Genomic DNA, 26,531 nt, shown 5'->3' on the forward strand with positions numbered 1-26,531 from the left:
CTTTCGGGCACCTCCGGCGACAGGTGCCACTTTTGCGGCACTGAGTGCCACCTGTCCATCGGACCCGTCCGCTACACCCGTGACGCGCAGACCGGCGGGCCCTTGCCGCCCGGCACCGCGCTGCCATACTTACGATGCCGTAGGTTACGGAACCGTAGGGAAAGCCGACAGGTAGCCCCCGCACGCTGTTTCCGCAGGCACTTCCCCCCTCTCTCCACCCTCGACCCCACAGGGGACGCCCATGAGCACAAGGTCCGATGTGATCGAAGACTCCCCGAACGCGAACGGTTCCCCGGGCTCCGCAGCGACCGACTCCGCAGCTCCCTCGGCCACCCTGGGCGGCGAGCAGAAGCGTTCGATCGAGCAGATCAGTCTGCTCGTCTTCATCATCGTCCCGTTCCTCGCGCTCCTCGCGGCCGTGCCGCTGGCCTGGGGCTGGGGCGTGAGCTGGCTGGATCTCGGCCTGCTGGTGTTCTTCTACTACCTCGGCTGCCACGGCATCACCATCGGCTTCCACCGGCACTTCACCCACGGTTCGTTCAAGGCCAAGCGCCCGCTGAAGATCGCGCTGGCGATCGCCGGTTCGATGGCCGTCGAGGGCCCGCTGGTCCGCTGGGTGGCCGACCACCGCAAGCACCACAAGTTCTCCGACGCCGAGGGCGACCCCCACTCGCCGTGGCGGTTCGGCGAGACGTTCCCCGCGCTGATGAAGGGCCTGTGGTGGGCGCACATCGGCTGGATGTTCGACGAGGAGCAGACCTCGCAGGAGAAGTACGCCCCGGACCTGGTCAAGGACCCGGCGCTCCGCGCGATCTCCCGCCAGTTCATCTACTGGACGATGCTCTCCCTCGCCCTCCCGCCTCTGATCGGCGGTCTGGTGACGATGTCCTGGTGGGGCGCGTTCACCGCCTTCTTCTGGGGCTCGCTGGTCCGGGTGGCGCTGCTGCACCACGTCACCTGGTCGATCAACTCGATCTGCCACGCGGTCGGCAAGCGCCCCTTCAAGTCCCGCGACCGCTCGGGCAACGTGTGGTGGCTGGCGGTCCTGTCCTGCGGCGAGTCCTGGCACAACCTGCATCACGCCGACCCCACGTCCGCCCGGCACGGGGTGGAGCGCGGCCAGCTGGACTCCTCCGCGCGGCTCATCCGCTGGTTCGAGGTGTTCGGCTGGGCGTACGACGTCCGCTGGCCGTCACGCTCGCGTATCGATTCCAGGCGTAACACGGGTGAGGACGGCTCCGGGCACCGGAAGGCGGCCGCCGAGGCGGCATGATTGACGCCGTGGCGACCGACTCCAGCAGCACCCCGAGCAACGAGAAGCCGCGGCGTGTGCGCCGCACCCGGATGACGGGCGCCGAGCGCCGGGCACAGCTGCTGGAGGTCGGCCGGGCCCTCTTCGCCGCGAAGGGCTTCGAGGCCACGTCGGTGGAGGAGATCGCGGCGAAGGCCGGGGTGTCCAAGCCGGTGGTGTACGAGCACTTCGGCGGCAAGGAGGGCCTGTACGCGGTGGTGGTGGACCGGGAGATGAGCCGGCTGCTGGACATGGTCACCAGCTCCCTCACGGCGGGCCACCCGCGTGAACTCCTCGAACAGGCGGCCTTCGCGCTCCTCGACTTCATCGAGGAGTACACGGACGGCTTCCGCATCCTGGTCCGCGACTCCCCGATCCCCCAGTCGACGGGTTCCTTCGCGTCCCTGATCTCCGACATCGCCACGCAGGTCGAGGACATCCTCGGCCGCGAGTTCAAGAGCCGCGGCTTCGATCCCAAGCTCGCGCCGCTGTACGCCCAGGCGCTGGTCGGCATGGTCGCGCTCACCGGGCAGTGGTGGCTGGACGTCCGCCGGCCGAAGAAGGCGGAGGTCGCGGCGCACCTGGTGAACCTGGCGTGGCACGGCCTGGACGGCCTCAACCAGAAGCCGCGGCTGATCGGCCACCGGAAGAGTTAGCGGCGGTGTGGTTTCGTCGCGGGGTGCGGGTGAGTGGGGGCTGGTCGCGCAGTTCCCCGCGCCCCTGAAAAGCAGGGGCTGCGCCCCATGCTTTTCAGACCCGCCGCCGGTCGCCTTTCCGGGCCTCGGGGGCCTGCGTCTTTCAGGGGCGCGGGGAACTGCGCGAGAAGCCCCACCGGACCCGCACCCGCCCACGAACCCCCGCACCCCACCCCATTAGGCGCCCTCGCCCACATCCTTCGCACTGAGCGCCAGCTCGTTGTTCACGGTGAAATACGGCCGCACCCGGGTGAGCCCCCGCTCAGGATGTTCAGCCACGCGACCGGGCACCACGTCCGTCTTGCGCCGCTCCACCACGTCACCCCCGATCCGCCCCACGGGCACCTCCGCGTCGCCCAGCCGCAGCCGCAGATCCCACAGATCGTGCTCGACACTCCGCCGCCCCATGACCTCCGCGTACGGAACGGTGAACCGGACCCCCCGCTCCCCCACAGCCCGCGCGGCCACGGAGAAGTCGTACGCGGAGTCGGCCCGGGAGACGACCCGCACCACGGCCCCCTCCCCCAGGGGGCCACCCGCGCCGTACCGCGTCGCGGTGACGGTCACCGACGCCTCGCCCACCTCGACGGAGTCGATCTCCGCGTGCGCGGGCCGCAGCCAGGTCCGTACCGCGAGGAACCCGTCGGCGGTCGGGTACGGGATCCACGCCCCCACCCCCCGGTGGTCGACGCCCGGCTCCCGCCCGACCAGCGCGGCCTGCTCGACCATCCGTACGGCCAGCCGCACCCGTTTGCTCGTGCCGCGCGGCGCGACGTAGCAGTCCCAGCGGCCTTCGGCGAGGGTGTGCTCGGCCGGGCGGAGGCTCGCCCGCAGCACGGTGTCCGGGGCCTCGGCGCTCGGCAGGACCGGGACGACGACCTGCCGTTTTCCGGGGTCGCGACGCAGGCGGGCGATGAAGTCGAGGGGGCCGGCGGGCAGTTCGGCCGGGTCGAGGAGGACGGTGACACCGCCGTCGGAAGTCGCGCGGGCGTGCGCGGTGGGCGTGGGAGCGCTCCCCTCGGCCTCGGCGGAGGGTGCCGCCTTCGCGGGGCGCGGGCCGGTGAAGCGTGCGGCGAGCCGTCTCAGCCGGGCGACGGCGGGCCGGCCGCGGCGCCGGGACCTGGTCAGCTCCTCGAAGAGGTCCTCGTAGCGGCGGGCGATGACGGCGGGCGCGTAGGTCTCGGCCTTCTCGACGGCCCGCTTGCCGAGGCGTTCCCGCAGCTCCTCGTCGGTGACGACGCGGTTCAGGGCGTCGGCGTAGGCGTCGACGTCTCCGTCGAGCGGGACGAGGATGCCGTCCTCGCCGTCGGTGATGATCTCGCCGGGGCCGTGCGGGCAGTCGGTGGCGACGACGGGGACCCCGCAGTGCATGGCCTCGACGATGGTCATGCCGAACGACTCCATGTCGGAGGAGACGGCGGCGACGGCGCCCTTGGCCCACTCGGTCTCGATCGGTGAGACCGCGCCCATGAGGAACGCGCGGTCGTGCAGCCCGAGCCGGTCGATCTGCTCCCGCAGGTTCTCCTTCTGCGGGCCGCGTCCGTAGATCCGCAGGGTCCAGCCGGGGTGTTCGGCGGCCACCTTGGCGAAGGCGTCGATCAGCCGGTCGTACCGCTTGATGGGGATGAGCCGGCCGGCGGCGACGATCATCCGGGAGTCCAGGGCGGACCGCTGGACGGCGGAGGCCCGCACGCCGTTGGGGACGCACACGATGGCCGTGGTGACGTCGGGCAGCGCGGCGCGGTACTGGGCGGCGTCGGCCTCGGAGACGGTGACGAAGGCGTCGAGTCCGGCGACGGCCCGGTTCTGGTCGGTGCGCAGCGGTTCGCGGTACTGGTCGAGGCTCAGGTGCTCCTGGCCGACGCGGAGGTAGCGGCCGCGTCCGTCGCGGGCGAGGTAGCCGTTGAGGTCGGGGCGGGTGGCGATGACGACATCGGCCTCGGTGCGGTCGAGGAAGCCGCCGATACGTTCGTCCTGCAGCGCGGTGTAGGGCTGGTTCCCGGTGGCCCCGCTGTACGGGAACATCGTGCCGGGCCGCTCGGTCAGCGGGTGGCCGCTCTCGCAGCCGGGGCCTTCGCGCAGGTCGATCAGCGAGGTCAGACGGACGCGCGGGTCGAACGGGAGGGCCGGTTCGTCGCGGGAGCGGTGCACGCTGACGACCTCGACGTCGTGGCGGTCGGCGAACGCGGCCGACAGATTGGTGGTCGAGCGGATGGTGCCGCCGATACCGAAGGCGTTGTTGATCAGGAACGCGATCTTCATAGGTGTTTCCCCCTGGAGACCGCCCGGGCCGCTTCGGCGCCGGGCGGGCGGCATCGCGCCCGCGGCCCCCCGGTGGTCAGGACAGGGGGCCGTGAATGGGCACGGCTATTACGTGGTCGACAATCGACAAACGAACGTACGAATGCACAAGTGAATGAATGAATGGGCACAGCGGAAACGACCGGCCGGACGGCAAGCAAGCCTAGGCGGCGCGCGTCACAAACCCCGTCAAGCGCGCCGGACGGCGCGACAGATCACCACTGGCCCCAGATCCCCCCTGGTCACAGCATCGGCCCCCGCTTCCCCGAACATCGCGCGGGAGGCAACAAAAGTGAACTGAGAATATATCCCGCACAAAGGAAAGCCAAAGAACAATATCAGCCACTTACGCAACAGGAGCCCCGCGCGGAGCGCCGCACACGGAATATAAGAATCCGTTTCGGCTACGGCTTTTCGGATGCGGCGGGGCGCAGCGGGGTCGTTTCCAGAACCTCCGCGGCCCTGCGTCCGGCCGGGCCCGCCGTCTGTGCGGCGATGCGCCGGAAGGTGTCCTGCGCCTGTCGCGCGGGCCACTCGTCGGGCAGCCGCTGTACGGGCAGGCGCGGGTCGGTGCGGATGACGCGCAACCATTCGGCGACGAGCCGCAGCCGGGCGGCGATCGGGTCGGCGGCGGCGAGGTCGGCGGTGGTCCACCGTTTGTCGAAGGCGACGTAGCGCGCGGCGAGGGTCTCCAGGTCCCAGCTCTCGCGGATCATCAGCCCGACGTCGGTGAACTCGTCGGCCTGCGCGTGGAACACCTTCACATGGGCGTCGAGCCCCAGTTCGGAGACGATCTCCCGTACGTCGACGCGGCCCGGCGCGATCCACAGTCCGCTGTAGAGGGCGCCGAACCCGGACCAGGTGAGCCGGGAGCGCAGGTCGTGGCGCTGGCGTTGCCAGGACTCGGGGAGGGAGAAGCCGAGGAGGGTCCAGGTGCCGTCCCAGTCCTCGTTCACGGCGCCGTCGCGCCAGATGCGCTGGCCGCCGTCGCGCAGGATGGCCTCCGCGTGCGGGGTGAGCCCGAAGAACATCCGCCGGCCCTCGCGCTGCCGTCGCAGCAGTCCCCGGTTCACCATCCGGGTCAGCGTCGACCGCACGGCCTGCTCCCCGGTGCCGACCCGCCCGAGCACGTCGATGATGCTCCCCGAGTACACCCCGAGGGCGCCCTCCGCACGGTCCAGCACGTGGTTCCCGAAGAAGGACATCACCAGCGACTGCGGCCGCAACTGCGGCGCGTCGACGGCATCGACGGCATCGGTGACATCGGTGTCCAGGATCGGGTCCTCCACAGCGGTAAGGGTACGGGGAGCCGCGCCCCGCGAGGGGCGCGGGGAACTGCGCGAGAAGCCCCACCGGCCCGCGGCCGACGACGACGCCCCGCAGTCCCCCGCCCGGCCTACGAGGAGGCCACCTCCTCCTTCGCGGCGGCCCCCTCCCGGAGGGACGCGTCCCCCAGCGACTCCCGGTGCGTCTCCCGTACGAACCACACGGTCACGGCGGTGATCGCCGCGCCCCCGCAGATCAGCAGCGAGATCGGCGTGCTGGAACCCCCGTTGGCCGCCACCAGGCTCCCCGCGATCATCGGCGAGAACCCGGCACCGATGAGGGTGGCGCCCTGGTACCCGAGCGACGCCCCGGTGTAGCGGACCTTCGTCCCGAACATCTCGGTGAGCAGGGCGCCCAGTGGCCCGTACATCACCGACTGCGCGAAGCCGTGGCCGAGGACGACCGCGAGGATCAGCAGCCCCGGTGACTTGGAGTCGACCAGCGCCAGGACGGGGAAGGCGAGTGCGGCGGAGGCGATGGCCCCGGTGAGGACGACGGGGCGGCGGCCGACGCGGTCGGAGAGGGCCGAGGCGCAGGGCAGGACGACGAGGGCGACGGAGGCGGAGACGGTGAGGGCGGTCAGCACCTGGGGGCGGGGATAGCCGATGCCGGTGGCGTAGGCGATGAGGTAACTGGTCAGCAGGGACTGGGCGGTGAAGGCTCCGATGCCGACGCAGCAGGCCAGCAGCAGGGGGCGCGGGCGGCGCAGCACGTCGACGATCGGCAGCCGGGACTCCGTGCGGTCCTTCTTGACCTGGGCGAACAGCGGGCTCTCGACGACCTTGAGGCGGACGAAGAGGCCCACGCCCAGCAGCACGACGCTCAGCAGGAACGGCACGCGCCAGCCCCAGGCGGCGAACTGGTCGCGGGGCATGGCGACGACGAGGGTGACGACGAGGGAGGAGAGCAGGGAGCCGAGCGGTGCTCCCATCTGGGTGAAGCTGGACCACAGCCCGCGCCGCTTCTCACCGGCGTGCTCGACGACCATGAGGGTGGCGCCGCCCCATTCACCGCCGATGGCGATGCCCTGCAGCACGCGCAGGGTGATCAGGAGGACGGGCGCCCAGACGCCGATGGTGTCGTAGGTGGGCAGCAGGCCGATGAGGAAGCTGGCGCCGCCCATGAGGCCCATGGTGAGCAGGAGCATGGACTTGCGGCCGAGGCGGTCGCCGAAGTGGCCGAAGAGGATGCCGCCGAGGGGGCGGGCGACGTATCCGGCGGCGAAGGTGCCGAACGCGGCGATGGTGCCGACGGCCGGGTCGGCGCCGGGGAAGAACAGTTCACCGAAGACGAGCGCGGCGACCGTTCCGTAGACGAGGAAGTCATAGAACTCGACGGCCGTACCGAGCAGCCCGGACAACGCGACACGACGCAACTGCCGCGTCCGCTGCGCCTCTTCGGCCTGCTCGGCGGGGTTGGGGAGTGGGGACGGGGCCATGCGGGTCTCCCTGGAGCTAAGGGGGAACGAGGGAGGAACACCCGCGAAGGTAGGCGCGCTGATGCCTGCCGTCAATATTCTGCACAACATCACCTGTCGCAGGTTCGCGTCCCCCGCCGCGAACCAGCACCTGGTCGGCGGCCGTGATCACCGGTCGGCGTGTGACTTGTGGGCGATCGCGAAGATGCGGCGGAACGGGAACGGGGTGCCGTGGGGGGTGGGGGGATAGGCATCGCGCAGGGCGGCGCGGTACTCGGCGACGAACGGAGCCGCGTCCGGGCCGAGTTCGGTGAGGATGGGGCGTAGGCCCGTTCCCTTGACCCAGTCGAGTACCGGGTCCTCGCCCTGGAGGAGGTGGACGTAGGTCGTCTCCCAGGTGTCGGTCTCGCAGCCGAGGTCGGCGAGGGCGGCGTGGTAGGCGACGGGGGTGTGGACCGCGTCGTCGTGGCGGAGGGTGTCGCCGAGGCGGTCGCGCCAGCGGGGCGAGTGGGCCAGTTCGCGCATCAGGCGGTGACTGGGCGAGTCGAAGTTGCCCGGGACCTGGAAGGCGAACGTGCCGCCGGGGGCCAGCGCGTCGATCCAGGCGGGGAAGCGGTCGAGGTGGCCCGGCACCCACTGGAGGGTGGCGTTGCTGACGATCAGGTCGTACGGCTCCGGGGGCGCCCAGGTCAGGACGTCCGCCGCGGCGAAGTCGATCCGGCCGCCGCCCGGGGTGGGCCCCTCGTGGTCGGCGCGGGCCCTGTCGAGCATCTCGGGCGAGTTGTCGCACCCGGTGATGTGCGCGGTGGGCCAGCGGTCGGCGAGGAGGCGGGTGACGTTGCCCGGGCCGCAGCCGAGGTCGGCGACGCGGGGGTGCGCGGCGGGCGGGTCGGGGACGTGGGCGAGCAGGTCGACGAAGGCGCGGGCCCGGTGGCCGGCGTGCCGCAGGTACTGCTGGGGGTCCCAGGTGGGGCTGGTGGCGGGCATGGGGACGGCCTCCTCGTCATGACTGTCGTCGCTGCACCCCACCCTCACCCCCAAGTATCTCGAAGTCAAGAGACTCCGACCTAATCATCTTGATCTCAAGAGACTTCACATCGACACAACCACTACACTGATCGCCATGGAGGACGAGGTCGATCGGCTGGTCGCAGCGTGGCGCCGGGAGCGCCCCGACCTCGACGTGGAGCCGCTGGAAGTACTCAGCCGGGTGAGCAGGCTCGCCCGGCACCTGGACCGCGCCCGCAGGCTGGCCTTCGCCGAGCATCAGCTGGAGCCATGGGAGTTCGACGTGCTGACGGCTCTCCGGCGCGCCGGGAACCCGTATCAGCTCTCGCCCGGCCAGCTGCTGACGCAGACGCTGGTGACCTCGGGCACGATGACGAACCGTATCGACCGGCTGACCAAGAAGGGCCTGGTCGAGCGGCTGCCCGACCCCAGTGACCGCCGGGGCGTGCTCGTCCGGCTGACGGACGAGGGCCGGGACCGGGCGGACCAGGCACTCGCCGGACTCCTCGACCAGGAACGGGCGATCCTGGCCGAGCTGTCCCGCGCCCAGCGGGGCGATCTGGCGGGCCTGCTACGCCAGTTGACCGCCCCGTTCGACAACATCCCCGGCTAGGTCCACGGGCCCCACCCCGGCCCGGCGCGCGAGGGCGACCGCGGCGAGGGTGCTGTGCACGCCCAGCTTTCCGAGGACGTTCTGCATGTGCGTGCGGACGGTGTGCGGGGAGAGGAACAGGCGCTCGGCGACGGCCTTGCGCCCCAGCCCCGCCACCATGCACCGAAGCACTTCCCGCTCACGCGGGGTGAGGGACTCGACGAGCCGCTCACTCTCCGTGCGGTGCTTGCGGGCGGCGGTCAACTCCCGCAGGACGCCCGTGAGAAGCGCGGGCGGCAGATGGGTCTCCTCGCGCAGCACTCCCCGGATGACGGTGAGCAGCCGGGACAGCGAGCAGTCCTTGGCGACCCAGCCGGACGCGCCCGCCTGGAGGGCCAGCGCGGCCCGGCGCGGATCGTCCTTCTCGGCGAGCACGACGGTCCGTACGCTCGGCTGGCCCGAACGCACGCCCGCGACGAGCGATATGCCGTCCACGAGGCCGTCCCCGCCGCCCTCCGGGACGGGCACGGCGGCCGGACGCGCGCCGGGGACATGGGCATGGCCCCCCAGGTCGGCGTCGACCAGGAGCACGTCGAACTTGCGGCCCTCCGCCGCCGCGCGGTCCAGACAGCGCAGCGCGGCCGGGCCGCTGCCGGCCGCGGACACGTCGACGTCCGGCTCGGCGGCCAGCGCCGCGGCGAGCGACTCGGCGAAGATGCGGTGGTCGTCGACGACCAGGACTCGGATGCGAACCACTGAAACCCCCACTGGTCGGGGGACGACCGGCGCGAGTACGGCGCCCGGAGCGTGCCCCGGTTTACACCTGGGACGGGGCGTCGCAGCCGCACGGCCGCCGCCGTGCTGAACCGCTACCCCCACTCCGGGCGTCGTACCCGACTGTCTCGCCCCCTGATCAGCACCGGCCCCCACCGGCGCTGTTCATCAGGGTACGGCCGGGGGGCAGGAGCGGAAGGCAATTTGCAGAACTGGTTGTCCGACACGTTTATGGTGTGCCGCATGTTTCGTATGGAGACAGAAGTCGACAAAGAACGAAGGCAGTTGCTTCATTCCCGATTGCGGGCCAGCAACACCGCCGCCTCACCGATTCTCCGCGAGCTGCGCGGAACGCCCGGCGAACGCGAAGTCCCGCTCCATGTGTGGATCATGGATGAGGTCGGCGGTCTCGCGGGCGGCCTCGTCGGCCACACCTGGGCCGGCTGGCTCCACATCACCTATCTCTGGGTCGACGAACGCCACCGGGGCGCGGGCCTCGGCACCCGCCTGATGTCGACCGCCGAACACCTGGCCGCCCAGGACCGCGCCTGCCGCTCGGCCCGCCTGGAGACCTGGGACTTCCAGGCCCCGGAGTTCTACCAACGCCTCGGCTACGAGGTGGTGTGCGTGATCCCCGACTATCCGCCGGGGATCACGGAGTACACGTTGACGAAGAGGATCGGGTGAGCGGTGGGGGACGGGCTCAGGCGGCTACTAGAGGGTGCGTCCGAGGTTGGTGACGAGAATGTGGATCACGTCGTCGTCGATGATGTACAGGACCCGGTAGTCGCCGACCCGCAGGCGCCGGATGTTGGGGCCGTAGGCGGTGGAGTTGGCGGGGCGCGGGGCTTTGGCGAGAGTGTCCACGGCCTCGTACACAGCGGCGAGACCTGTGGGGTCGTCCGCGAGGAACCGCACGGCCGCGCTCGTGGCACCCGGTTCCCAGATGATGCGATAGGTCACGGACGCAGCCCCAGCATCCGTCCGACCTCTTCGTGCGGGATGCCCTCCCCGAGCGTCCCCTCCGCCTTGCGCCGCTGGTAGTCCGCGACCGCCAGGGCGTCTTCGAGATCCTCTATCACCTGCGGAGAGACAAGAAGTGCGGCCACGTGCCCGTGGTCGGTGAGGGCGATGGTCTCGCGGCCGTGAGCGGCTCGGCGGACAAGGTCGCCGAGCTGGGAGCGGGCCGCACTGATCGCAATCTCAGTCATGCGCCAATGATGCCACAAGGTGAACCTTGATGACCATTCGGCGCGCTTCGGCACGGTCTCCGCCAGATCCGTACCGCGGCAACCTCATCGACGAATGTCTCGCCGAAGCCGGCCTCACCTTGACGACATCACGGCAACGACGTCAGCAACGGGCGCCCCATGGGCGGGTGATGATATGAGAGCCAGGTGATCAGGTCGGTGGCCGCGCAAGTACGGTGGAGCTGCCTGCCCGGATGGACTCGCCTGCCCGGATGGACTTGGGGGAATTCATGACGTTCGACCAGGAATGGGCCGAACTGCGCGCGGCGGCGGCCGAGCGGACTGCCATGCGGATCAACAGCGCTCCGGCCGCGGGCGGCGGCGGTGGCGGAGGTGGCGGCGGCGGAAAAGACCTGGTGGTCAATCGGGACGATCTCGGCGCCATCGGCAATGACGCGTATGACCTGTTGGGCCGGCTGGGGAAGGAGGGCGACATCGCCCGTCCCGCCACGTTCGACGCGGCGATAGCGCTGACCAACGGGAACTTCGTGAGCGGTTCGGCCGTGCTGAAGGTGCACGACTTCTGGCAGACCCACCTGAGGACGCTGCTGGACGCCTGCTCGCAGATCTCCAATCACCTCGATTACAGCAAGGCGCAGCATGCCAAGGACGAGGTGAAGATCGAGGGAGAGCTGACGCGGGTGTCCGTGCTCTCGCAATACATGAAATAAGGCTCGGGGGAGCGCGCACCATGCTGAAGTACGAGGACATCATCGACGCCCCGGTGGCGAAGCTGAAGGCCGCCGTCGACGACTGGTCGGAGATGGCGAAGAAGCTGGACACTCTCGCCACGGACGCCACCGACGGGATGAAGAAAAAGGCGGACAGGGCGGCTTGGGAGGGCGTCAACGCAGGGGTCACCAAGGCGTTCATCGGCAAGACGGCCAAGGAGTTCGCGGACGCCGCGGCCGAGGCCAAGGGTGTGAGGCTGATCCTGGAAGAGGGGTACTTGGCCATCAAGAAGGCCAAGGACGACCTGATCGCCATCCGGGACCACGAGGGGCCTGCGGCCGGCATCCGTGTGGACGGCAAGGGCAAGGTGACGGCGAAGAACCCGCTGTCCGAGATCCCCGGGGCGCTGAAGGACCCCGACTACAAAGAGCCCCTGCTGCAGGAACAGCGGAACATCGAGTCGTGGCAGAAGAGGATCGACCTCATCGTAGACAACTGCAACGACACCGATGTCGCCCTCAGGAACACCCTTGAGACCAACGTCACCGACCGCAAGGACTTCAGCGCTCCGACGTACACGAAACTGGACCAGGAGGAGGCCGCCCGCGCCGCCGCTCTGGCGGGCAAGGGCTCGGACCTCACCCACTCCGAACTCAAGCAGCTCAACGAACTGCTGAAGGACAACAGCAAGTCGGTGGAGTTCTCCAAGAGCTTCTACGAGAAGCTCGGCCCCGAGAAGTCGCTGGCGTTCTTCGGCCAGCTCTCCACGGACACATACGATCTCGGCAAGGTCGACCCGCAGCGCCTCAAGGACGTCCAGCAGCTCCAGGAGAACCTCGGCCTCAACCTGGCCACGGCCTCCCACGACAAGGAATTCGCCGACAAGTGGGGCCCGGAGCTCCGCAAGTTGGGTACGGAGCGCATTCCGCTGTCCAAGTACGACTACTCCGGCGGGCCGTTCGGATACCAACTCCTCGGCGGGATCATGCGGTACGGGAACTACGACGCGAAGTTCCTCAACCCGATCGCCGAACACGTGGCGCAACTGCACGCGAAGGACCCGGACATGTTCGCCGAGAGCAAGACGGTGAACAGTGCGTTCAAGAACCCGTACAACCCCTCCGGCGTGAACGGCGCCGGCTACGACCCGGCCACCGCCATGCTGGAAGCGCTCGGCAACAGCCCGGAAGCGGCAAAGAAGTTCTTCACCGACACGCCGACCGCGTACAACGAGGACGGCACGGTCGACCGCGGCGCCACGGCCGAGCTGGGGAAGAACAAGGACGGCGAGCCGTTCAACAACTACCTGGACTTCTTCAGCGACGAGAAGTGGGAGTCCTTCCCCGACGTCAACTCGGTCGACGAACACGAGAAGTCACTCGACTACATGCCCGACGCCCTCGGCCACGCCCTGGAGGCGGCGACCCTCGGCTACTCGGCCGGGCACCCGGACGCCGACGTGGTGCGGGACGCGGACAACGCCGCGGTCATGCAGAAGGTCATGGAGAAGTACGCCGCGGACCCAGCCCTCCTCAAGGAGCACCACGAGGCAATGTCCGACAGTCTGGGCGTCATGGGCGGCGGCTACATCGACGACATCAACTGGGCGTTGGAAAAGAACCATCCGGAGAGCGTGTTCGCGCCGGGCAAGAACCCGGAGGGGCACATCGACTTCGCGGACACCGGGGACGGGCACGGGCGGAGTATCGTCCGGGGCTTTCTCAGCACCCTGGGTCAGCATCCGGACGCCTACGCGACGGTCTCGGCCGCGGAGCAGGTCTACACCCGTAGTGTGCTGGAAGGGACAGTGGGCCCGGACGGAAAGATCAGCGAGGGCGCTGCCAGGGCGACCGTGTTCGTTGGCGCCGAGGTGCAGGGCATGCTCGATCAGTCCCGGGCCGACCAGGTGGAAGCGACGAACCTCAAGACCCACGAGGACTACGAGAAGGCGGTCGAAAAGCGGGCGGGCTGGGTCCAGTTCGGAGCCGCGGCGGGTATCGCGGCGGGCGTCGCCTTCCTGCCCGCGACCGCGGCCGTGGGCACGGCCGCGGTGCTCATCCCGCTGGCGACGGATACCGCCGCCGGCGCTGCCGAACAGGTCATCGGCCAGATGGTCGGCGATATCTCTGGCAACTCGGTGGATGAGCACAAGGAGAAGGTGGAGGACCTTATCGACGAGGAGAAGGTCAAGATCTACTCCTCCGGTGAAAGCATGGCCGAGGCCCCAATGGAGGGTTTCCTGGAGCACCACGGTGTGGTCCCCGGCAAGGATCCGTTCGCGCGGGACCTATACGAATCGATGGTGCTCGGTTATGGGCTCGGTAACGACCGGGCGAAGCAACAGGGCAACGGTCCGGAAACCGGCTGAGGCCGATGGACGGCCGAGGCACATAAGGATGCGGACAGTGATCAGTCGCAGGTCAATACACGCGGACCCCTCTCCGTGGCCATGGCCGGCTCGTCGCTTCTCGGAGCCACGGGTTGCGGAGGGGACGAGGAAGGCGACGGAGTTCCGGACGACTACAAGGTCGTTGCAGGGACACAAGTCTGCGGTGGATGCGGCTGGACTTGAAGAAGCGCGAGGTGCGCATCCTGGAGGAGCGGTGGGAGCAGTCGTCTGAGCCTCTTCGGTGAGGGTGGAGCGGGAAGGCTTTGTACCTGTCGAGGAGGGGAGGGGGGCCGGGTTCCGGGCGTTCGGGATGCTGTCGTTGCCCAGCATGGATCTCGCCTCCGCAGGTGCCGCTCGCCGTTACGCGTGCGACATGCCTCGGTCGTGGAGGCTCCCGTCGGATGCCGTGGACGATCCGGAGAACATCGTCGGCGAGTCGGCGGCCAATGCCCTGGAACACGGCGGCAGTGACCGCATGGCGGTCGCACTCGTACTCACCACGGCGACGGTCACCATCGCCGTCACCGACGCGGGCCCGAGTCGGGGGATCACGGCATCGCTGCCGCTGACACGGGTGCTGCCGGGAGCTGAGCGGGAGCCGGGGCGTGGACTGCTGATCACCGAGACCCTGGCCAGTCGCTGGGGCGGCGGGGGACGCGGGACAGCATGACGGTCTGGGCCGACATCACCGTCGAGTCCGCGTGGGCCGACCCGATTTCGGGTGCTCCCGCCAAGTGCCGCGCGCGGCGGCCGTAGGTTGATCCGGTGGGATTCTTCGACGGGCTGAACGGCGCCAAGCGTTCAAAGCGGCGGTGTCGCGCCGCTGCCAGCAGCGGAGGTCCGGTCAGCTCTGCTCGCACACAACAAGAATAGAAATTGGCCAGACCTCACATGATCGCCGGATTATGCCCAGCCCGCTGGGATCACAGGCGCAACCGCCGTCACCCTCCTACGTCTCTCTGTTCAACCAGATTCGGAGTGGTCGGCGTACACTCGCGCCGGCGCATCGATCAGGACTCAGGGCGTCCGCCAGTAGGTCCCCGGATGCGTGGGCTTCGGGGACGGATGTTCCTGCGGTAGAGGGTCCAGGCTCATCAGATCAGGCAGCGGACCGTGATGACGGTGCTGGCCAGGGCAAGGAAAAACTCGTCGGCCGTTCTTCGGCGTTCGGTACAGCGCCGGAGCATGCCGAAGTCGTTAACTGCGAACAGTTCGACCGGCCGCGCGTCTGGCTAAAGTTAGGCTGCATGGGCATCGGTAGGACTCTCCTGGGCATAGCCATGATCGCTCTCGTCACCGCGGGCTGCGGCGGGTCGGGATCCAATGACAACGCCTCCAGCGCTGCGGACAGCGCGCCGCCGAAGAGCGGCAAGGAACTCCCCGTCGCGATCACCTCGGCAGAGCCTGGGCTCCTGACGGTGAAGACGCTGCTCGGTGCTCTGCCGCCTGAACCCACCGACGAGGCCCCGTTCACCGAACGGGTGCTGTGGATGATGCGTAAACAAACGGTGGCCATGGCCGGAATACCAGGGAAGACCAGCGCTGCATGCGAGGGCGGCAAGGTGAGCGAGGAGCCGGGCGTGACCACACGGTGCACCGTCACCTACAACGGCGTGAAGGTCCCCTGGTCCATTCGTTTCGACGAGCCGGCCGGTGATTTGAAACCATACGAAATCACCAACGCGGGCCAGGCCGCGCTGACGGCAAAGTCTGTCTACGGCGAGTTCTGGAGGGAGTACAACCGGGTCAGCAAGCACCTCCGCTGCGAAGAGATGCCGGACCTCGAACTCGTCGCATACGGCCAAGACACCGGTCACCGCTGCCAGTACGCCTCGTTCGTCGACGGAAAGGCCCGGTGGGTCAATGTCCCGGTGAGCGTGGGCGAGCGCGGGGTCGTCTTCGACAACGGCCGCTCGCCGGAATCCTCTTGATGTTGTGGGCATGAATGGCCAGGAGCAGGACGGAAGCAAGAGACGGTGCGACGGGGGGCAGTGTCGGCCCTGGTTGCTGCGTCGCAGCAGTGACCGGCTGCCTTCGACGGGGTTGAGGTCGGTGCATAGGTCGGCAGGAAGTAGCAGGTGATCCAGTCGTGGGTGTCGATGAACTCCCGCAGCCGACGGTCTCTGTGGACGTTGAGGTTGTCCCACACCAGCTCGATGGGTGCGCCGAGTTACTGGTGGGCGGCGATGAGCAGGTCGCAGTACTCGGTCCAGTTGAACTGCGTTTGTCCCCTCGACGGGTAGCCTCCGCTGGCCTTCCGGTAGCTCAGCCAGGGCCGGGGCCAGGGTGCTGGCCGGGAGTGATGTTGCCGTTAGGAGCGCTGGGCGGGGCGGCGTAAGGCGGGTATTGGGGGGCCGGGTACTGGGGTTGTCCTGGCGGGGGTGCGTACGGGGCTGTCGGGTGCGGTGCCGTGGGGTGTGCGGGGCGGCGGTTGCGGACGAGGGCGAAGACCGCCGCGCCGATGCCGAGTAGTGCGACGACCGCGGCCGCGGCCAGGACGATGGACAGCATGTTGTTCTCCTTGGAGGAATCTGAGGCTGCCGCCTCATCGGTGGTCTTGTCCTCCGCCGGGGCGTTGTCGGCATCGGTGGCCGAGGGCTCAGGGGACGGCGATGCGGAGGATGCGGCCGCGAGGTCCGGGAGTGGGTATTCGTCCGCCGGGCCCGGGTCGCCGGGGTTCTGCAGGGCGATGCGGGGGCGGACGATGCCGTAGCCGATGGAGTCGTTGCGCTTGGAACCGTCGGTGGGGGCGCCGATGGTGTTCAGCATGACTCTGAGGACCTGGTTGTTGGTCCAGGTGGGGTGCTTGGACCAGATCAGGGCGGCGCTGGCGGAGGCGAGGGCTGTGGCGTCGCTGGTGCCATGCCCTTCGCACAGGCCGCTCTTGGTTCCGCAGGCGTGCACCATCTCCTCGCCCGGGGCAGCCATGTCTACTTGAGGGCCGTGCTGGGACTCAGCCGTCCTGCGGAGGTCCTTGCCGACTGCGGCCACCCCGACCACTCCGGGCGTGGCCGCCGGGTACATGAGCCGATTGGTCGTGTCTCCGTCATTACCCACGCCGGCGAAGACCAACGAACCCTTGTCCAAGGCGTACTTCACGGCGTTGGTCAGCCCTGCTGAGCCCTCCGAAACTGCAAGAGAGATGTTGATGACTTGGGCGCCCTTTTCGGCTGCGTAGCGAATCGCCTCCGGTGCGGCCTTGTTGAACTGGCGGATGGCGTCGGCCTGGTTGGCTGCCGCCAGCGACTTGGGCATACGAATAGGAAGGATCTTCACCCCGGGAGCGAGCCCGAAGGCACCCTGGCCACCTCCGTAAGCACCTGTTCCAGCGATGAGCCCGGCCATACCCGTACCGTGGCCCTCGTAGTCGGTGTGCTCATCACCGGGCTGCCCCTCGGCATAGTCCTTACCTTGTAGGACGCGGCCCTTCAGGTCTGGGTTGGTCGGGTCGACTCCAGTGTCGATCACCGCAACCGTGACACCCTTGCCCGTGCTGGTCTGCCACATCTGCTCAGCCTTCATGGCATCGAGGAACCACTGTTCCTCGCGAATTGACTCTGCATGGGCCGGAGCCCCCACAGCACCCACGAACAGCAGGCCAAGTAGCGCCGATGCCGCAGCACGGGGGCCCGTGTATCGAGGGCCGTTGGTGCGCATGAGCTTCGCTGTCTCCGTTCATAGATACGCGTCAGTCGATGACCGGGGGTACTGGACGTCCGTTGCGCTGTCGTGGGGTGTCCTCTTGCTCACCTGAGCGACGTGGTCGCGCTTTCGCACCATCAACACCTGCCGAAGAGGCCGCCCGACGTACGTGGGGGGCGTCGCCTCCCGCTCTCTCTCCAGGCCGAGTCGAGTGGGGTACACCTCCTACGACGCCTCCACGTGCCGTGCCGGAGCCCGTTGAGCCGGATCCTGGTGCTCCCGGCCCGACCACGCCAGCGGGGCCAGGTACCGCACGACCTGCGCGCTGTGGAGTACCTCCGATGACACCGCCGTTCGATGCGGGGATACGGCCGCCCGCCGTCTGACCATGCTGGCCGACCCCGCGCCCAGCGGAGGTCGTGGGATTGGCGGTGGGCCCCAACGGGGCACGGCCGGTCGCACCCGGCGCCCCCACGACCGTTCCACGATGGGCCGAGCCGGTCTGCCCGCCCAAGTGTGGTGCGACAGGGCGACCACCCACGACGCCATTACCACTCGGCCCACGGACGGAACCGGAGGACGGGGGGACCTGGCCGGGTAGTTGCGGCGTGCGCCCATTCGCTGACGGCCGCCCTTGCATCGGCGGATCGCTGACGGAACCTTCTCTGCGCAGCAGCGGAGGAGCCCAGCCTGCATACGGATTGGTTCTGGTCCCGTCGGTCCGTTCCGTGCCAGGGGTGCCTACCGGGCCCGTCACGGGCTGTCGATCAGGTAGCAATGTCTCTACGGAATCGATACCCATCCGAGTCGGAGGGGCATCCTTCGTCTGTGTGGCGCGCTCTGATGCAGGATCGTCCAGCGGCCGCCTTTTGTCAGAGGTGTCCGGCGCTGTGTCCAGGTTCCGTGGACGATCGACTGAGACGTCGTCGACCGGCGGAGCAACACTCTGGACCTGTGTGGTGTTCCGTTCCCTGTCGCTCATCTCCTCAACTGAAACGGCTTCCGGCGGCAGAACAACCTCCGGCGGCGGCGGAAACCTGGGCCTCTCCAGTGCGTTCAGCTGCACGGCCGAGAACTCGTAAGCCTGGCCCAGCTTGGTCATCTCGTAGGCGGCTTCCTGGCGGGCCTTCTCCTTGCCGGCTGCCAGAGCCGCCAGCTCGTCCGCCGACTTGCCGGAAATCGTGGCGGAGTCGGGGTCGTTGGGGGCCGACGCGGTGGCCGCCAGGTTCCCCTCCGCGTCTTCCTGCGTACGTGGGATCGCCGCCTGGGTTCGGGCGATGGCGCCGGAGGCTTCGGCCAGCCACTTCGCCGACTCCACGCTGAAGTCGCCCAGGCGGAGGGTGGAGTTGGCCAGGTCAGCGGTCCAGGTGCGGAACGCGTCCGCACCCTCGCCCTTCCATTCCACCAGCTGGGGGCGGACCTTCAGTTCGTCGGCGATCTTGTGGATCTCCTCGGCCACCTTCGCCAGGCGTTCGGCCGCACCCTGCACGGTGCCGCTGTTCGCCTGGTCCAGCCACGCCAGCATGCGCTCGTGGCTCATGTTCTCGAACATGCCGCCCGCCATCAGGCTCCGCCTCCCCCGTCGCCGTCCGTCATCAGATCGTGCCTCCCGCGTCGCCACCCGACGGCGACTGCTCCGGCTGCCCCGGCCCCGGCTGGTCCGTTCGACGTACCTGGCCCGTGTCGCCCGACCCGCCGCCCGGCAGCTTCGGTTCGTACGTGCCGCCGTAGTGTTCCGTCGTCTCCGAACTGATCGCCACCATGCGGTCGCGGATGTCGAGGTCGATGTTCTCGTAGCCCTTGTGGGAGGCCATGACCGCGATGCCTACGCCCTCCATCGAGTCGGACAGCAACTTCGAGAGGTTCTGCAGTTCCGTGATGACCGTCTCGTACGCGGTGAACAGGCCCGCCGCCTCCGCCCATTCGCCGTCACCGCCGCCGAACCGGGCGCGTACGAGCTGGTCCTGGCCCACCTTGCCGGGGCCGGCGTCGGAGCCCTTGAGGTCGACGACCAGCTGGTCGATGCGCTTCTTGAACGTCTGGAACGAGGACAGTTCCGTGTACACGTCCGCTGCCGCGTCCTGCGCGGCATCCCACACCCCGGACATCCACGAAGGTCCCGTCCCGCTGGAAGGTCCCGACCCGCCGCCCGACCCGCCGCCGTCCAGCATCACTGCCCTCCCCGTAAGCCAGCGTCCCGTCAATAACTTTAGCTATGTGCAGTGACAGCGTGGGCGCCGGGGAGAGCGGAACGCACGGGTATGTGTGCTCAGTCGGGGCGCGACTTGGCCGAGTTCTGCCCCTGCCGGGGGAGTTGAGCGGGTGTTCGCGTATGAAATGCGCGAATCACCCTCCGATAGCCGATAGCCGGTAGCCGGTAGCCGGTAGCAGCAAGGCGGTGGTACCCGGGCCTCCCGGGTACCACCGCCTTCCGTTCGTGTGTCAGGCCGCCACGGGCCACGTCACGTCACATCACGAAACCCGCCGCGCCCCCGCCGAAGGCACCGCCACGAAGACACGCGGGGCCGTGAAGCCGGCCTCGGCGAAGGCCTCCTCGATCGCCTTGGTGATCGCGTCCGTGTCGCCGGCGTCGGCGAGGACGATCGCGGAGCCGCCGAAGCCGCCGCCGGTCATGCGGGCGCCGAGGGCGCCGGAGGCGAGGGCGGTGTCGACGACGAGGTCGAGTTCGGGGCAGGAGATACGGAAGTCGTCGCGGAGGGAGGCGTGGCCCTCGACCAGGACGGGGCCGATCGCACGGGTCTCGCCGGACCGGAGGAGGGAGACCACGCGCTCGACGCGCTGGTCCTCGGTCACCACGTGGCGGACCAGGCGGCGGACCTCCTCGTCGTCGCCGAGACGGTCCAGGGCGGCGGCCAGGTCCTCGTACGCGACGTCCCGCAGCGCGTCGACGCCGAGCAGGGCGGCGCCCTTCTCGCAGCCGGCGCGGCGCTTGCCGTACTCGCCCTCGCTGTGGGAGTGCTTGACCTGCGTGTCGACGACGAGGAGCTGCATGCCCTCGGCGGCCAGGTCGAAGGGGATCTGCCGCTGCGAGAGGTCGCGGGTGTCGAGGAACAGGGCGTGGCCGGTCTCGCAGCACGCGGAGGCCGTCTGGTCCATGATCCCGGTCGGGGCGCCGACGTAGACGTTCTCCGCGCGCTGGCACAGGCGGGCCAGCTGCCAGCCCTTGAGGCCGAGGGAGTAGAGGTCATTGAGCGCGAGGGCTACGACGACCTCCAGGGCCGCCGAGGAGGACAGGCCCGCGCCCGTCGGGACCGTGGAGGACAAGTGGATGTCCGCGCCGGTCACCGCCGTGTGGCCCGCCTCGCGCAGCGCCCAGACCACGCCGGACGGGTACGCCGTCCAGCCCCGGTCGGCGCCGGGGGTCAGCCCGTCCAGGGTCAGCTCGACGACCCCGCCCTCGACGTCGTCGGAGTGCAGACGCAGGACGCCGTCGGTGCGCCGGGACACGGCCGCGACCGTGGTGTGCGGGAGGGCGAAGGGCATGACGAAGCCGTCGTTGTAGTCGGTGTGCTCGCCGATGAGGTTCACCCGGCCCGGCGCGGCCCACACTCCCTCCGGCTCCGCCCCGTACAGCCCCTCGAACCGCTCGGCGACGACGACAGCCTCGCTCATGCCGTGCTCCTGACCTTTCCGTACTTTTCTGATGAACCGGCCGGAACTGGCCGTACCGGCACCCTGCTTGCTACTTGGCGCGCGCCTGCGCGAACTCCCAGGCGTCCGCGACGATCTCCGCGAGGTCCGCGCGGGACGGGTTCCAGCCGAGGCGTTCGCGGGCCGTGGCGGCGGAGGCGACCAGGGTGGCCGGGTCGCCGGCCCGGCGCGGGGCGACGACCTCGGGGATCGGGTGGCCGGTGACCTGGCGGACGGTCTCGATCACCTCGCGCACCGAGAAGCCGTTGCCGTTGCCGAGGTTGCAGATCAGGTGTTCGCCCGCGACGGCCGCGTCCAGCGCCAGCAGATGGGCGTCGGCGAGGTCGGCGACGTGGATGTAGTCGCGGATGCAGGTGCCGTCCGGGGTCGGGTAGTCGTCGCCGAAGACGGAGATCGCGTCCCGGCCGCCCTGGGCGACCTGGAGGACCAGCGGGATGAGGTGCGACTCGGGGTCGTGGCGCTCACCGCAGGTGCCGTACGCGCCGGCCACGTTGAAGTAGCGCAGCGAGACGGCGCCCAGGCCGTGGGCGGCGGCCTCGCCGGTGATCATGTGGTCGACGGCGAGCTTGGAGGCGCCGTACGGGTTGGTCGGCTTCGTGGGCGCGGACTCGACGATCGGGGTGGTCTCCGGCTCGCCGTAGGTGGCGGCGGTGGAGGAGAAGACCAGCTTGCGGACGCCCGCGTCGCGCATCGCGGCGAGCAGCGCCATGGTGCCGCCGACGTTGTTGTCCCAGTACTTCTCGGGCTTGACGACGGACTCGCCGACCTGGGAGAACGCGGCGAAGTGGAGGACGGCGTCGAAGGAGTCGTCCAGCCACTTGGCGGCGTCGCGGATGTCGCCCTCGATGAAGGACGCGCCCGCGGGCACGCCCTCGCGGAAGCCGGTGGAGAGGTTGTCGAGGACGACGACCTCGTGTCCCGCCTCCAGCAGATGCTGGGCGACCACGCTGCCGACGTACCCCGCGCCACCGGTGACCAGGTACTTGCCGCGCTGCTTCCCGTCCTGCTGTCCGCGCTGCTTCCCGTCCTGCTGCCCGCTCATGAACTCGCTACCTCTCGCAGTCGCTCGGCCGCGCGCTCCGGCGGCACGTCGTTGATGAACACGTTCATGCCGGATTCGGAACCCGCGAGAAACTTCAGCTTGCCGGAGGTGCGGCGGATGGTGAAGAGCTCGAGGTGGAGCGCGAAGTCCTCGCGCTGGACGCCCTCGAACTCCTCCAGGGTGCCGAACGGCGCCTGGTGCCAGGCGGCGATGTACGGCGTCGGAGGCTCACCCTCGCCGAAGATCCGGTCGAAGCGCCTCAAGAGTTCCAGATAAACCTGGGGGAATTCTGAGCGCGCTTCCTCGTCGAGCCCGAGCAGGTCGGGCACCCGGCGCTTCGGGTACAGGTGCACCTCGTACGGCCAGTGCGCCGCGTACGGCACGAAGGCCGCCCAGTGTTCGGTTTCGAGGACGACCCGCTCGTCCGCCAGCTCCCGTTCCAGGACGGCGTCGAAGAGGTTCTCGCCGCCGGTGGCGTCCTTGTGGGCGGCCAGGGAGCGCAGCATCAGCGCGGTGCGGGGGGTGGTGAAGGGGTACGCGTAGATCTGCCCGTGCGGGTGCCCCAGCGTGACGCCGATCTCGGCGCCCCGGTTCTCGAAGCAGAACACCTGCTCGACGGAGGGGAGATGCGACAGCTCCGCCGTGCGGTCGGTCCACGCCTCCAGGACGAGCCGGGCCTGCTCCTCGGTCAGGTCGGCGAAGGCCGCGTTGTGGTCCGAGGTGAAGCAGACGACCTCGCAGCGGCCGGAGTCCCCGGCGAGCGAGGGGAAGCGGTTCTCGAACACCACGGCGTCGTACGAGGAGTCCGGGATCTCGCTGAGCCGGTCGCCCTCGGAGGGGCAGAGCGGACATTCGTTCGCCGGGGGGTGGTAGGTGCGGCCCTGCCGGTGCGAGGCGATCGCGACGGAGTCACCGAGCAGCGGGTCCCTGCGTACCTCCGAAGTGGTGACCGTGCGCTCCAGGGGTCGCTTGTCCACCGCGTCGCGCACGGCGTCGTCGCGCAGGTCGTAGTAGATCAGCTCACGACCGTCGGCCAGCCGGGTCGAGGTCTTCTTCACGCCGGACTCCCACCATCCCACCCATCAAACAGAACCAAACACATCAAAGCACAAGTTCCCACGCCCGTCACCATCACAAACAAACAAAGATCACCAGATGCCAACTGAAGTGAGCTGCGCATGGAGAATCTCGCGGCCGAGCTACGGCTCCCCGTCGACTGGCTCGACTACACGATCCTGGCCCTCTACTTCGTCGTCGTCCTCGGCATCGGCTTCGCCGCCCGGCGGTCGGTGCGGACCAGCCTGGACTTCTTCCTCTCGGGGCGGTCGCTGCCGGCCTGGGTGACGGGCCTCGCGTTCATCGCGGCCAACCTGGGCGCCACCGAGATCCTCGGGATGGCCGCCAACAGCGCGCAGTACGGCGTCTACACCACGCACTGGTACTGGATCGGCGCCATCCCGGCCATGGTCTTCCTCGGCCTGGTGATGATGCCGTTCTACTACGGCAGCAAGGTCCGGTCCGTGCCGGAGTTCCTGCTGCTGCGCTTCGACCGGGGCGCGCATCTGCTCAGCTCGGTCCTGTTCGCGTGCGCCGCGATCCTGATCGCCGGGGTGAACCTGTACGCCCTCGCCATCGTCGTCGAGGCGCTGCTCGGCTGGCCGGAGTGGGTGTCGATCGTGGTCGCGGGCATCTTCGTGCTGGCGTACATCACGCTCGGCGGTCTCTCCTCGGCGATCTACAACGAGGTGCTCCAGTTCTTCGTGATCCTGGCCGCCCTCATCCCGATCACCGTGCTGGGCCTGAAGAAGGTGGGCGGCTGGGACGGCCTGTCGGACTCCCTGACGGCGACCCACGGCCCGGACTTCGTGACGGCCTGGGGCGGCACCGGCATCGGCAGCGACAACCCGCTGGGCGCGAACTGGCTGACGATCGTCCTCGGCCTCGGCTTCGTGCTGTCCTTCGGCTACTGGACGACGAACTTCGCGGAGGTCCAGCGCGCGCTGAGCGCGAAGAACCTCTCGGCCGCCCAGCGCACGCCCCTCATCGCCGCCTTCCCGAAGATCTTCATCGTCTTCCTGGTGATGATCCCGGGGCTGGTGGCGGCGGTCCTGGTCCCGAGGATCGGCACGCCGGAGTCGGACCTGCAGTACAACGACGCGATCCCGTACCTGATGGAGGACCTGCTCCCGAACGGCGTCCTCGGCATCGCGGTGACGGGCCTCCTCGCCGCCTTCATGGCGGGCATGGCGGCGAACGTCTCGTCCTTCAACACGGTGTTCACGACGGACATCTGGGCGAAGTACGTGGTGCGGGACCGGGAGGACGGCTACTACGTGCGCTTCGGCCGTCTGATCACGGCGATCGGCGTCCTGGCGTCCATCGGGACCGCCTTCCTCGCCTCCTCCTTCTCCAACATCATGAGCTACCTCCAGACGCTGTTCTCCTTCTTCAACGTGCCGATGTTCGTGGTCTTCATCGTCGGCATGTTCTGGCGGCGCGCGTCGATGAAGTCGGGCTTCTGGGGGCTGTTGGCGGGCACGACGACCGCGATGGTCAACTACTTCGTCCTCTACAAGCGGGACATCGTCGACATCCCGACCGACCAGGGCGCGAACTTCGTCTCGGCCATCGCGGGGTTCGTGGCGGGCGGCGTCGTGATGGTCGCCGTCTCCCTCTTCACGGCCCCGAAGCCGGACGCGGACCTCCAGGGCCTGGTCTACGGCACGCGCTCCCCCGGCATGGACGAGCCGCCCGGCGAGGGCGACGACGCGTGGTACCGGCGGCCGGCGCTGCTCGGCTGGGGCGCGATCGTTCTGGCCGCCGCCTGCTACATCCCGTTCTCGTTCTAGGCACCGAGGAGCACGATGTCCGACCACTCCGGTTCTTCCGGGTACTCCGAGCGTGACCTCCAGCGCGAGGTCACCGAACTCCAGGGCAGGTCCGCGACCGCGGCCCAGCTCTTCGACATCCGCCGCATCATCGGCGGCCTGTTCGTCGTCTACGGCGTCATCGTCACGCTGGCGGGCATCACGGCGTCCGACGCGGACATCGACAAGGCGGAGGGGGTGAACATCAACCTGTGGACGGGGTTGGGGATGTTGGGGCTGGGGGTGTTCTTCCTGGGGTGGCTGTGGTTGCGGCCGGTGGCTCCGCCGGTGGGTGGGGGGAGGTTGGGCGAGGAGCGGGGTTCCGAGTGACCCGGGGTGAGCGCGTCGGGTCAGTGGGGCCGGTGTCAGTGGGGGCTCCTATCGTGCGGTTGACGACGGAAGACCCCCATAGGAGAACGACATGCGGCCCCTCGACACCCCGGCCACCTCGGAGATTCCGGAGCTTCCGGAGCTTCCGGAGCCGGACGGCCAGGACGACTGGGATGCCTGGCTCGCGTACGCGGAACGGCTGACCGGGGCGGGGGACCCTAGGGGCGAGGCGATCCGGCTGGAGCATCGGGCGCATGAGGCGCGTCGCCGGGAGGTCGGGGACGAGGCCGTGGACACGCACCCGCACACAGACCCGGACACGGCCGCCGCGCTGCACGCGGCCTACGCGCGGGTGGAACGGCAGCTGGGGCTGGACGGGTTGCGGGCGGACGGGTCCTGGCAGTTCACCTGGTCGCGCGGCTTCCTGGACGAGGCGACCTTCTGTCTGGCCGCGGACACCCGACCGCACCGCGGTGCGCTGGTGGAACGTCTGCTGGCGGACCACCGGCACACGGTGCCCGTCGACCCGGCCGATCCGGAGCGGTGGGAGGGCGTGCTGATCGACGCCCTGCTCTCCCACCCCGCCGCCCGCCGTCTGCGCTTCCTCGCTCTGTCCCTCACGGACTACCACCACTCGGCGGAGCACGCCGCGCGGGCACTGGCCGGCCACCGGCGCCCCCGGCTGAAGAGCCTCCGCTTCGGCTACGGCTACGCGTATCTGTACGAGTCGAGCAAGACGTCGACGGGCGGGAGCATCGACCCGCTGGACTTCCACCACGAAGGGCTGGTCCAGACGGAGATATGGGACGCGCTTCCCGCACTGCGCTCACTGGACCTCGAAGGCGCGTTCCTGTTCCACTCCGTGAGCCATGGCGGCCTGACCTCACTACGGCTCCGGGGCCCGGCGATCTCCGACGGCTTCCTCTTCGGCCTCGGCCCGAACGCGGCCCTGGTGTCCCTGGAGGTGGAGATCGGCAGCGATGTCTTCGGCTGCCTCTGCCCGGTGGAACAACTCGACGAACTCCAGCCCGCCCACTTCCCCGCGCTCCGCCATCTCGACCTCAGCGAGGCGCAGTTCGACGCGACGACGCGAGAGGTCCTGACCGGCCTGGTGGACTCCCCGATCCTGCCTCAGCTGGAATCCCTGTACGTGTACGACCTGCTGGTCGCGGACGAGCAGGACGAGGACGACCCGTCGTGCGTCCCGGCCGCCCTGGCGGCCCGGTTCGCACACGTGGACCTGCGGTGACCCCTCGCCCGTGC

The 26,531-nt window shown here is 69.2% G+C and carries 23 protein-coding genes and 2 pseudogenes; 11 read left to right on the plus strand and 14 right to left on the minus strand.

Features of this window, described 5'->3' with window-relative positions; all coding sequences use genetic code 11:
• Positions 1-241: 241 nt before the first annotated feature.
• Together ACZ7MG_RS18980 and ACZ7MG_RS18985 are read left to right on the plus strand one after the other, a co-directional pair.
• The gene (locus tag ACZ7MG_RS18980) at positions 242-1,273 is read left to right on the plus strand and encodes an acyl-CoA desaturase (RefSeq protein WP_471394960.1); all 1,032 of its coding nucleotides are present in this window, start codon (positions 242-244) and stop codon (positions 1,271-1,273) included.
• Positions 1,270-1,947: a TetR/AcrR family transcriptional regulator gene (locus ACZ7MG_RS18985; RefSeq protein ID WP_037724988.1), complete on the plus strand. Its 678-nt coding sequence runs from the start codon at positions 1,270-1,272 to the stop codon at positions 1,945-1,947. The genes ACZ7MG_RS18980 and ACZ7MG_RS18985 overlap by 4 nt, the downstream gene beginning before the upstream one ends.
• 216 nt (positions 1,948-2,163) lie before the next feature.
• Here ACZ7MG_RS18985 and ACZ7MG_RS18990 read toward each other — a convergent pair whose 3' ends face one another.
• The 4 genes from ACZ7MG_RS18990 to ACZ7MG_RS19005 all read right to left on the minus strand — a co-directional run bounded on the left by ACZ7MG_RS18990 (position 2,164) and on the right by ACZ7MG_RS19005 (position 8,017).
• Positions 2,164-4,248 carry a glycosyltransferase family 4 protein gene (locus ACZ7MG_RS18990; protein WP_471394963.1) on the minus strand — a complete coding sequence of 695 codons (2,085 nt, stop codon included), beginning with the start codon at positions 4,246-4,248 and terminating at the stop codon, positions 2,164-2,166.
• A gap of 443 nt (positions 4,249-4,691) precedes the next feature.
• Complete coding sequence (locus ACZ7MG_RS18995) at positions 4,692-5,576, minus strand: PaaX family transcriptional regulator (RefSeq protein WP_471394966.1); 885 nt, start codon at positions 5,574-5,576, stop codon at positions 4,692-4,694.
• A 107-nt stretch (positions 5,577-5,683) separates the two neighbouring features.
• Positions 5,684-7,051 carry an MFS transporter gene (locus ACZ7MG_RS19000; RefSeq protein ID WP_471394969.1) on the minus strand — a complete coding sequence of 456 codons (1,368 nt, stop codon included), beginning with the start codon at positions 7,049-7,051 and terminating at the stop codon, positions 5,684-5,686.
• 147 nt (positions 7,052-7,198) lie between these two features.
• A complete protein-coding gene (locus ACZ7MG_RS19005) occupies positions 7,199-8,017 on the minus strand; it encodes a trans-aconitate 2-methyltransferase (RefSeq protein ID WP_471394971.1) in 819 nt (272 codons plus the stop codon).
• 136 nt (positions 8,018-8,153) lie between these two features.
• Between ACZ7MG_RS19005 and ACZ7MG_RS19010 the strand changes: the two genes are divergently transcribed.
• Positions 8,154-8,651 carry a MarR family winged helix-turn-helix transcriptional regulator gene (locus ACZ7MG_RS19010; protein WP_037705601.1) on the plus strand — a complete coding sequence of 166 codons (498 nt, stop codon included), beginning with the start codon at positions 8,154-8,156 and terminating at the stop codon, positions 8,649-8,651.
• Here ACZ7MG_RS19010 and ACZ7MG_RS19015 read toward each other — a convergent pair.
• The gene (locus tag ACZ7MG_RS19015; RefSeq protein ID WP_471394974.1) at positions 8,610-9,386 is read right to left on the minus strand and encodes a LuxR C-terminal-related transcriptional regulator; all 777 of its coding nucleotides are present in this window, start codon (positions 9,384-9,386) and stop codon (positions 8,610-8,612) included. The two genes, ACZ7MG_RS19010 and ACZ7MG_RS19015, sit on opposite strands and share 42 nt — an antisense overlap.
• Positions 9,387-9,635: 249 nt before the next feature.
• On the opposite strand from ACZ7MG_RS19015, the gene ACZ7MG_RS19020 reads away from it, so the two are divergent.
• Positions 9,636-10,091, plus strand: a complete 456-nt coding sequence (locus tag ACZ7MG_RS19020; RefSeq protein WP_471395043.1) for a GNAT family N-acetyltransferase — start codon at positions 9,636-9,638, stop codon at positions 10,089-10,091.
• A 27-nt stretch (positions 10,092-10,118) separates the two neighbouring features.
• Here the strand turns inward: ACZ7MG_RS19020 and ACZ7MG_RS19025 are convergent, their stop codons facing one another.
• Positions 10,119-10,367, minus strand: coding sequence for a type II toxin-antitoxin system RelE family toxin (locus ACZ7MG_RS19025; RefSeq protein WP_471394976.1), 249 nt, complete (start codon positions 10,365-10,367; stop codon positions 10,119-10,121).
• A complete protein-coding gene (locus ACZ7MG_RS19030; protein WP_033531977.1) occupies positions 10,364-10,615 on the minus strand; it encodes a type II toxin-antitoxin system Phd/YefM family antitoxin in 252 nt (83 codons plus the stop codon). Before ACZ7MG_RS19030 ends, ACZ7MG_RS19025 begins: the two co-directional genes overlap by 4 nt.
• A 269-nt stretch (positions 10,616-10,884) precedes the next feature.
• Here ACZ7MG_RS19030 and ACZ7MG_RS19035 point away from each other — a divergent pair, with 269 nt between their 5' ends.
• From ACZ7MG_RS19035 to ACZ7MG_RS19045, 3 genes are all read left to right on the plus strand, one after another.
• Positions 10,885-11,325 (plus strand): hypothetical protein, encoded by a 441-nt coding sequence (locus ACZ7MG_RS19035; RefSeq protein ID WP_471394980.1) that lies wholly within the window; start codon positions 10,885-10,887, stop codon positions 11,323-11,325.
• A gap of 20 nt (positions 11,326-11,345) precedes the next feature.
• Positions 11,346-13,694 (plus strand): hypothetical protein, encoded by a 2,349-nt coding sequence (locus tag ACZ7MG_RS19040; RefSeq protein ID WP_471394982.1) that lies wholly within the window; start codon positions 11,346-11,348, stop codon positions 13,692-13,694.
• Positions 13,695-14,043: 349 nt separating this feature from the next.
• Positions 14,044-14,385 carry an ATP-binding protein gene (locus tag ACZ7MG_RS19045; protein ID WP_471394985.1) on the plus strand — a complete coding sequence of 114 codons (342 nt, stop codon included), beginning with the start codon at positions 14,044-14,046 and terminating at the stop codon, positions 14,383-14,385.
• Positions 14,386-14,809: 424 nt separating this feature from the next.
• On the opposite strand, the pseudogene ACZ7MG_RS19050 reads toward ACZ7MG_RS19045, so the two are convergent.
• A pseudogene (locus tag ACZ7MG_RS19050) lies at positions 14,810-14,917 on the minus strand (IS5/IS1182 family transposase); the annotation flags it as partial.
• A gap of 78 nt (positions 14,918-14,995) precedes the next feature.
• Here ACZ7MG_RS19050 and ACZ7MG_RS19055 point away from each other — a divergent pair.
• Positions 14,996-15,646 (plus strand): hypothetical protein, encoded by a 651-nt coding sequence (locus ACZ7MG_RS19055; protein WP_471394988.1) that lies wholly within the window; start codon positions 14,996-14,998, stop codon positions 15,644-15,646.
• A gap of 69 nt (positions 15,647-15,715) precedes the next feature.
• Here ACZ7MG_RS19055 and ACZ7MG_RS19060 read toward each other — a convergent pair.
• The 6 genes and pseudogenes from ACZ7MG_RS19060 to galT all read right to left on the minus strand — a co-directional run.
• Positions 15,716-15,945, minus strand: a pseudogene (locus ACZ7MG_RS19060) (transposase); the annotation flags it as partial.
• A gap of 35 nt (positions 15,946-15,980) precedes the next feature.
• Entirely contained in the window at positions 15,981-17,372 is a 1,392-nt protein-coding gene (mycP, locus tag ACZ7MG_RS19065) for a type VII secretion-associated serine protease mycosin (protein ID WP_471394991.1), read from the minus strand.
• 1,580 nt (positions 17,373-18,952) lie between these two features.
• Positions 18,953-19,465 (minus strand): hypothetical protein, encoded by a 513-nt coding sequence (locus ACZ7MG_RS19070; RefSeq protein WP_471394994.1) that lies wholly within the window; start codon positions 19,463-19,465, stop codon positions 18,953-18,955.
• A 364-nt stretch (positions 19,466-19,829) separates the two neighbouring features.
• Positions 19,830-20,990, minus strand: a complete 1,161-nt coding sequence (galK, locus tag ACZ7MG_RS19075; protein ID WP_471394997.1) for a galactokinase — start codon at positions 20,988-20,990, stop codon at positions 19,830-19,832.
• A 70-nt stretch (positions 20,991-21,060) separates the two neighbouring features.
• Positions 21,061-22,071, minus strand: a complete 1,011-nt coding sequence (gene galE / locus ACZ7MG_RS19080) for a UDP-glucose 4-epimerase GalE (RefSeq protein WP_471395000.1) — start codon at positions 22,069-22,071, stop codon at positions 21,061-21,063.
• On the minus strand, positions 22,068-23,129 hold the full coding sequence (gene galT, locus ACZ7MG_RS19085) for a galactose-1-phosphate uridylyltransferase (RefSeq protein WP_471395003.1): 1,062 nt from the start codon (positions 23,127-23,129) through the stop codon (positions 22,068-22,070). The genes galE and galT overlap by 4 nt, the downstream gene beginning before the upstream one ends.
• A 120-nt stretch (positions 23,130-23,249) precedes the next feature.
• On the opposite strand from galT, the gene ACZ7MG_RS19090 reads away from it, so the two are divergent.
• The 3 genes from ACZ7MG_RS19090 (at position 23,250) to ACZ7MG_RS19100 (ending at position 26,517) form a co-directional block, all read left to right on the plus strand.
• Entirely contained in the window at positions 23,250-24,920 is a 1,671-nt protein-coding gene (locus ACZ7MG_RS19090) for a sodium:solute symporter family protein (protein WP_471395006.1), read from the plus strand.
• A 15-nt stretch (positions 24,921-24,935) separates the two neighbouring features.
• On the plus strand, positions 24,936-25,268 hold the full coding sequence (locus ACZ7MG_RS19095; protein WP_471395009.1) for a hypothetical protein: 333 nt from the start codon (positions 24,936-24,938) through the stop codon (positions 25,266-25,268).
• A gap of 91 nt (positions 25,269-25,359) precedes the next feature.
• Positions 25,360-26,517, plus strand: coding sequence for a hypothetical protein (locus tag ACZ7MG_RS19100; RefSeq protein ID WP_471395010.1), 1,158 nt, complete (start codon positions 25,360-25,362; stop codon positions 26,515-26,517).
• Positions 26,518-26,531: the final 14 nt, after the last annotated feature.

Source organism: Streptomyces sp. NPDC107538 (assembly GCF_055657445.1).